At 65.1% G+C, this 6,991-nt stretch carries 7 protein-coding genes; 4 read left to right on the top strand and 3 right to left on the bottom strand.

The window, feature by feature from the left end:
• From EB084_16490 to EB084_16505, 4 genes are all read left to right on the top strand, one after another.
• Positions 1-2,039, top strand: a 2,039-nt coding sequence (locus tag EB084_16490) for an oligopeptide transporter, OPT family (GenBank protein ID NDD29855.1), incomplete at its 5' end; no start/stop codon positions are given.
• Between the two features lie 6 nt (positions 2,040-2,045).
• Entirely contained in the window at positions 2,046-3,887 is a 1,842-nt protein-coding gene (locus EB084_16495; protein ID NDD29856.1) for a M3 family oligoendopeptidase, read from the top strand.
• Positions 3,888-3,993: 106 nt separating this feature from the next.
• A complete protein-coding gene (locus tag EB084_16500; protein NDD29857.1) occupies positions 3,994-4,446 on the top strand; it encodes a prepilin-type N-terminal cleavage/methylation domain-containing protein in 453 nt (150 codons plus the stop codon).
• Positions 4,443-4,910: a hypothetical protein gene (locus EB084_16505; protein NDD29858.1), complete on the top strand. Its 468-nt coding sequence runs from the start codon at positions 4,443-4,445 to the stop codon at positions 4,908-4,910. Before EB084_16500 ends, EB084_16505 begins: the two co-directional genes overlap by 4 nt.
• Positions 4,911-4,930: 20 nt before the next feature.
• Here the strand turns inward: EB084_16505 and EB084_16510 are convergent, their stop codons facing one another.
• The 3 genes from EB084_16510 to EB084_16520 form a co-directional block, all read right to left on the bottom strand.
• Positions 4,931-5,686, bottom strand: coding sequence for a VUT family protein (locus tag EB084_16510; GenBank protein NDD29859.1), 756 nt, complete (start codon positions 5,684-5,686; stop codon positions 4,931-4,933).
• 43 nt (positions 5,687-5,729) lie between these two features.
• On the bottom strand, positions 5,730-6,299 hold the full coding sequence (locus EB084_16515; protein ID NDD29860.1) for a glutathione peroxidase: 570 nt from the start codon (positions 6,297-6,299) through the stop codon (positions 5,730-5,732).
• 270 nt (positions 6,300-6,569) lie between these two features.
• Positions 6,570-6,977 carry a hypothetical protein gene (locus tag EB084_16520; GenBank protein ID NDD29861.1) on the bottom strand — a complete coding sequence of 136 codons (408 nt, stop codon included), beginning with the start codon at positions 6,975-6,977 and terminating at the stop codon, positions 6,570-6,572.
• Positions 6,978-6,991: the final 14 nt, after the last annotated feature.

A 6,991-nucleotide genomic window follows, 5' to 3' on the forward strand; every position in this document is an offset into this window, starting at 1 on the left:
CTGAGGAGGTCGTGAGCGGCGAAGACTACGTCCCCTACATCCACGCGAGCAACACCGACGTGCCCGAGTTCACGACCCAGGTGCTGGTGCTCGGGCTCATCCAGGCGGTGTTCTTCGGCCTCGCCGATGGCTACCTGGGGCTCAAGATCGGCCTCACCGTGAGCGCCTCGATCCCCGCGGCGGTGATCTCGATGGCCATCTTGCGCGGCATCTTGAAGCGCGGCAGCGTGCTCGAGAACAACCTGGTGCAGAACATGGCCTCGGTGGGCGAGTCGCTGGCCGCGGGCGCGGTGTTCACGCTCCCCGCCCTCTACCTGCTGCAAGACTGGCTCATCAAGAACAACCACGAGGTGCTCTTCACCCCGAGCTGGTTCAAGTCGTTCGCCATCGCCTGCCTTGGCGGCATGATGGGCATCTTGTTCATGATCCCGCTGCGCCGCTACCTCATCGTGAAAGAGCACGGCAAGCTGCGCTACCCCGAGGGCACCGCGTGCGCCGAGGTGCTCATGGCGGGCGACGAGGGGGGCGATCAGGCGCGCACGGTGTTCTCTGCGCTGGGCCTGGCGGGGCTCTACCGCGTCTTCATGAACGGCTTCAAGCTGTGGCCGGAGAACATCGAGTTCCCCCTCAAGGGCATCGGCTTCCCCACCATCGTGAGCTTCGACATGCTGCCGTCGCTGCTCGCGGTGGGCTTCATCATCGGCCTGCGCACCTGCGGCGTGATGCTGGCCGGGGCGGCCCTCGGATGGTTCGTCATCATTCCGCTCATCTCATACATCGGCGCAACCTCGAGCGCCCCCATCGCCCCCGCGACGAAGCTCATCGCCGAGATGGCGCCTGGCGAGATCCGTCTCGCCTACCTGCGATACATCGGCGCGGGCGCGGTGGCCATGGGCGGCATGGTCAGTCTGGTGAAGGCGCTGCCCACCATCGTCGACTCGTTCGGCACCGCCATCCGAGGCGTGCTCAAGCCCGACAGCGCCGCCAACGACCAGCACATCAGAACGGCCCGCGACATGCCGCTCACCCTCGTGATGGGCGGACTGGTGGCCATCTTCCTGCTGCTCGCCCTGGCCACGCCCATCAACCCGAGCGGATTCATCGGCGCCTTCCTCGCGGTGGTGTTCGCCTTCTTCTTCGTGACGGTATCGTCGCGCATCGTGGGCATCGTGGGCTCGACCTCGATGCCCCTGAGCGGCATGACCATCGGCGCCCTTCTCGCCACCTGCGGCATCTTGAAGATGGCCGGCTGGGGCGGTACCGCGGGCATTGCGGCGGCCCTGGTCATCGCGTGCCTCGTGTGCATCGCCATCTCGATGGGCGGCGACATCTCGCAAGACCTCAAGATCGGCTTTCTGGTCGGAGCCACGCCGCGCTGGGTGCAGATCACCCAGATCATCGCCGTCACCGTGTCGGCGCTGAGCGTGGCCATGATCGTGCACGGCTTCGCCGGGGGCGTCATCGCCCACAAGTTCGAAGCCCCCCAGGCCAACCTGATGTTCGTGCTCACCCAGGGAATCATGGAAGGGCGGCTGCCGTGGATGCTCGTCATCGTCGGCGCCGGCATCGCCCTCGTGGTAGAGATGATGGACATCGGCTCGCTGCCCTTCGCCATCGGCCTCTACCTGCCGCTCGATCTCTCGACCACCATCGTGTTCGGGGGGCTCATCCACGAGGCGGCCATGCGGCTGCTGCCCGAGAAGGCCCACAAGGCGGCCAACGACAAGGGCCTGCTGGCCGCGTCCGGAATGGTGGCGGGCGACGCCCTGGTGGGCGTGGGTCTTGGCCTCGCCACACTTGCGGCGGGCCTGTGGTTCAACGTATCCGAGAAGTGGGATGTGCCCTGGCTGGTGTGGCCAGAAGGCAAGTCGTGGTTCGAGGGCGGGTTCGCCGAGCGAATCGCCGCCAGCTACGGCTGGCCGCCCGAGATGGTGGGGAACCTCGTGACCTGCGGGTTCTTCGCCCTGCTGTGCGTGTATCTGTGGCGGGTGGTGATGTCGCACGGGCGACGCGTGGCCGCCGAGAAGACCGAGGAGTGACCGATCATGACCGTAGACGTGCGTGAAGCTGCTGAAGGTCAGTGGGACCTCACCGAGCTGTTCGCCTCGCCCAGCGACGCGAAGCTCGACGCCGACATCGCGAAGGTGCTCGAGATGGCGGTGGCCTTCGAGACGAGGTTCCGCGGCACCATCGACGTGCCGGGCGGTCCCACCGCCGAGCACATGCGCGACGGTCTGCAGGCCATCGAGGACATCGATCGCGCGGCCAGCCGCGTGAGCACCTACGCTCACCTGCGGTTCGCGCAAGACACCGCGAGCGAGGCCAACCAAGAGCTGGTGAACCGGGTCGAGAAGGCCTTCACCGATCTCTCGAGCCATCTCATCTTCTTCGACCTCGAGTGGCTCGAGCTCGACGACGCCCGCGCCGAGCCGCTGCTCGCCCACCAGGCGCTGGCCACCTACCGTCACTACCTCACCCACGAGCGCGCCGGCCGGCCCTATCGCCGCAGCGAAGCCGAAGAGAAGGTGATGATGCAGCTGCGCCGCACCGGCCAGGGAGCGTGGCAGAAGTACTTCACCGAGCTCGACAGCAGCCTGCGCTTCACCGTGAGCAGCACCGTCGATGGCAAGAAGCGCAAGGTCGAGGTCACCAAGGCCGAGGTGCTGCATCGGCTGCACGACGGCGATCGCAAGGTGCGCAAAGAGGCCTTCGAGTCGCTCTACGCAACCCTGGGCACCGAGCGCGTGAAGCACGCCACGCGCTTCCTCTACAACACCATCATCGAAGACCACCTCATCCGCGACGAGATGCGCGGCTACCCATCGTTCATGACGGCTCGCCACCTCAGCAACGAGACCACCGACGAGATGGTCGAGGCCATGCTGGGCACGGTCGAGCGCCATGCGGGGCTGGCGCAGCGATACTTCCGCCTGAAGGCGCGCATGCTCGGCCTGCGCAGCCTCGAGCTGTACGATCAGTACGCCCCCATCGGTGGCGAGCCCCCGTCGTACGACTTCGCCCAGGCGCGCCGCACCGTGCTCGACGCCTACGGCGCCTTCGATCCCCACTTCGGTACCATGGCGGGCGAGTTCTTCGACCGGGGGTGGATCGATGTGTATCCGCGCCCCGGCAAGCGCGGAGGGGCCTTCTGCTCATCGCCCTCGCCGGACATGCACCCCTACGTGCTCACCAACTTCGTGGGCACCGCCCGCGACGTCATGACCCTGGCCCACGAACTGGGGCACGCGCTGCACGGCCAGCTGAGCCGCAAGCAGACGCCGCTCAACTACAACCCCCCCCTCACCACCTGCGAGACCGCCAGCGTCTTCGGCGAGTCGCTCACCTTCGACCACATGCTCAAGGGGCTCGACGACGAAGCCGAGCTGGCGCTCGTGTGCAGCAAGATCGAGGACATCTTCGCCACGGTCTTTCGCCAGACGGTGCTCACGCGGTTCGAGCAGAAGGTGTACGAGAAGCGCAAGGGCGGCCTGCTCACCCAAGAAGACTTCGATGGGGCCTGGCTCGAGGCCAACCGCGCCTACTACGGCGACGCGGTGAACCTCACCGAGGGGTATGGGCTCGGCTGGTCGTACATCCCGCACTTCATCGGGTCGCGCTTCTACTGCTACGCGTACGTGTTCGGCCAGCTGCTCACCATGGCGCTCTACCGCACCTACAAGGACGAGGGGAAGCCGTTCGTGGGCAGGTACGTCGATCTGCTCGCTGCGGGAAGCGCGCGGTCGCCCCAGGAGCTGTTCGCCCCGTTCGGCATCAACCTGGAGGACGAAGCCTTCTGGAGCCGCGGCTTCGCCGAGATCGAGGTGCTCGTCGAGCGCGCTGAGGCGCTGCACAACGCGGTGCGAAGCACAGGGCGCAAGCGCGCCTAGGTCGTTCGATCACGCCAGGTTCAGCCCTGCGCTCGAAACAGAATACGCCGTTCGCCCCGCTTGTGTCTGAAGGAGAGGTTTCTGGTTGAACGAAACCTCAACCGTGATGATTGAAGAATGCTCGCAATCTACGTTGTGCGGGGTGCGTCGACGACGCTCCAACGGGTTCACACTGGTCGAGCTGCTCACGGTTCTCGTGGTGATCGCGCTGCTGGCTGCCATCGTCACGCCGCGCTACCTTGCGGCCCGTGACAACGGCACCCTCACGGCCTGCTCGGAGAACCTCAAGAACATTGCCATAGCGCTGCAGACCTACGCCAACGACAACAGCCAGACCTACCCGTCGTCGCTGAGCAATCTCGTGCCCAACTATCTGGCGACCCTCCCCTCGTGCCCCACGGCGGCGGGGCCAAATACCTACAGCCCAAGCTATGCACGAGCCTCCCTGCCCCCGAACTTCACGGTGTTCTGCCAGGGCTCGTACCACATCGCGGTCAGCGGCATCACGAGCAATCAGCCGTACTATCGCCTGTCAGAAGGGCTAGGGCCAAAGCGATGAGCACGAAAGAAAGCAGCACCAGCCAGGTCATCGTCTTCAAGAGCAACCTCACGCAAGAGGTTCTTGCACTCACCGCGTTCAACGCTGCCATCAGTCTGGTGGTGGGGGCCTACGGCTGGAGCATGAACCAGACGTGGCCCACGCTGCATCGCGGAGACCCGTTCGAGTACATCGGTGTGGCCCTGTTGACCTTCAGCATCGTGGCCCCGCTGCGGCGCCTGAAGCAGACGGTTCGGCTGAGCGAGAACTCGTTCAGCTACCAGCAGGGGGGCACCACCATACGCATTCCCTGGGCCTCCTTGTCGGTGTTCCAGGTCTCCCCCCCGGACAAGAAGTGGTTCTGCAGAGCCCTCATCGGTGATGACAACAACCAGGTCACCATCGACAGCCAGTCGTTCGGTGACTACGCCAAGGTCGTGAAGTTGGTGGGCGAAGCCCGCAAGCGCTACCGTCCCGCCGATTGACGCGAAAGCCCCGATTCGCGCTACACCTTCAGCGAGAAGGGCGTGAAGTGGGTTGTGCGGTCGTAGTAGTCTTCGTTCTCGGCTTTCTTGAAGAAGGCCACCATCTTGTAGGTGAGGGGCGTCGACACGACCTCCCACCCCGTCTTGATGCAGTAGTTGGCGATCATCACATGCACCAGCATGTCGTTCGACATCCACGACTCACCATAGAACGCAAGCGGATAGAAGATGAGCGTGTCGACCATCTCGCCGCACGCCGTCGAGCCGATGGTGCGCATCCAGAGGTGCCTGCCCTCGGTGAGCACCTTGAGCCGGGCCAGCACGAACGAGTTCACGAACTCACCGCAGAAGTAGGCGATGAGCGAGGCCCCCGTGATGCGCCAGGTGCTGCCAAAGGCCCACACCAGCATGTCTTGTGCGGTGAAACCGGGGGCGGGCGGGGTGTTCACCACAACGAAGCTCTGCAGCGAGGCAAACGCCAGTGCGGCGAACCCCGCCCAGACCACGCGGCGCGAACGCGCGTAGCCGTACACCTCGGTGAGAATGTCACCGAAGAAGTAGCTGATGGGAAAGAACAAATTGCCCGCGCTGAACACGAACACACCCACAACAGGCAGGGTGATGAACGTGACCTTCTTCACGCCGATGAGGTTCGAGCACAGCAGCACGCACACGAAGGCGGCCATCACCAGATCGTAGTAGCGATAGACGCGGGGGGCGGCGTCTTCGGCCGCGGAAGGGGTCAGGGCGGCGTCAGGCGCCGTGGTGGAGGTCATCGATGACAGGTCACTCTCTGCTCAGTCGAGCCATGAAAGGGGTTCACCCCTTCGCCTCGAGGGCCTTGTCAATGGCTTTGCGCAGCGAAGACGCGTCCGGCCCGGTCATGCTCGAGTAGTACTCGATGATCTGCCCGTCGCGCCCGATGAGGTACTTGCAGAAGTTCCACGATGGGCTCTTGCCGCAGCTCGTGAGCCACGTGTAGAGCGGCGCCTGGTCGGGTCCTTTCGTGACCTTCACCTTGGCGAACATCGGAAAGGTGACGCTGTACTTCGAGCTGCAGAACGCCTTGATCTGGGCGCTGCTGCCCGGCTCCTGACCGCCGAAGTCGTTGCAGGGGAACCCGAGAATGACGAACCCCTTCGATTCGAGCGCCGTGTAGAGCTTCTCGAGGCCCTTGTACTGGGGGGTGAAGCCACACTCGCTCGCGGTGTTGACCACGAGCACGACCTTGCCCTTGTAGGTCGAGAGCGGCACCTTGGCGCCATCGATGTCGGTGACGGTGAAATCGTAGAGCGACCCGGGTGCGGCCGCGTGAATGGAAGAAGGCCACAGCGCGAAGCCAGCGGCGGCAGCCAGGACGACCGCGGCGGCGATGATCGAGCGACGCATGTTCAGTTCTCCTGCGCCTGGGTTTTCGTCGGGCCGCCCTGGCACGAGGCCCACCCGTCAGAGCGACGGGTGCGGGGGGGAGGCGGGGTCCGATGAGCGGCGCGTGTTCGAAGTCATTCTGCCCAGAGTGAAGAGTTCTCCTTCAGGGCCGTGCCCTGTGACGGGCGAGGGTCCTTGCGCGAGACACCTGCCACAGGGGCGCGCGTGAGATGCGAGACGAGAGGCGGCAACCGTCGCAGCGATTCGAGGGCACGCAGACCCCACGCGCATCTACTGCGGGATCTCTGAAAGCTCGGCCCACCGCTCCATGGCCACGTCGAGGCGCGCCCGCAGCGTCTCGAGCTCGGTGAAGCGAGACTGGGTGAGCGCGTAGTCGGTCGAATCAGCCGCGAGCAGGTTTTCGAGGGCTTTACATCGCGTCTCGGCGGTCTCGATCTCGGTCTCGAGAGAGGCAAGCTCGCGCTTCTCGCGCATGCTCAGCTTGCGTGCCCGAGGGCGCTCGCCCTCGGCTGCGGGGGTGTCGACGCCAGGCGCTTGTCGCGAGGGGCGTTGCACTGCCGCGGCCGATGCCGCCTCGAGCGCGGCCGTGCGCGCCTCGAGGGTATCGCTGAAGTTGCCCGCGTACTCACCCACCCGCCCTTCACGATTAGGGTGGTTTAGGGCTGCGGGTCCCTTCATGGACCTACATATTC

This window comes from Pseudomonadota bacterium, assembly GCA_010028905.1.
Lineage (GTDB): Bacteria > Vulcanimicrobiota > Xenobia > RGZZ01 > RGZZ01 > RGZZ01.

Coding starts and splice junctions, on each gene's coding strand:
- EB084_16515 (NDD29860.1), bottom strand. CDS start 6,299: ATGCGTCGCTCGATCATCGCCGCCGCGGTCGTCCTGGCTGCCGCCGCT.
- EB084_16500 (NDD29857.1), top strand. CDS start 3,994: ATGATTGAAGAATGCTCGCAATCTACGTTGTGCGGGGTGCGTCGACGA.
- EB084_16510 (NDD29859.1), bottom strand. CDS start 5,686: ATGACCTCCACCACGGCGCCTGACGCCGCCCTGACCCCTTCCGCGGCC.
- EB084_16520 (NDD29861.1), bottom strand. CDS start 6,977: ATGAAGGGACCCGCAGCCCTAAACCACCCTAATCGTGAAGGGCGGGTG.
- EB084_16495 (NDD29856.1), top strand. CDS start 2,046: ATGACCGTAGACGTGCGTGAAGCTGCTGAAGGTCAGTGGGACCTCACC.
- EB084_16505 (NDD29858.1), top strand. CDS start 4,443: ATGAGCACGAAAGAAAGCAGCACCAGCCAGGTCATCGTCTTCAAGAGC.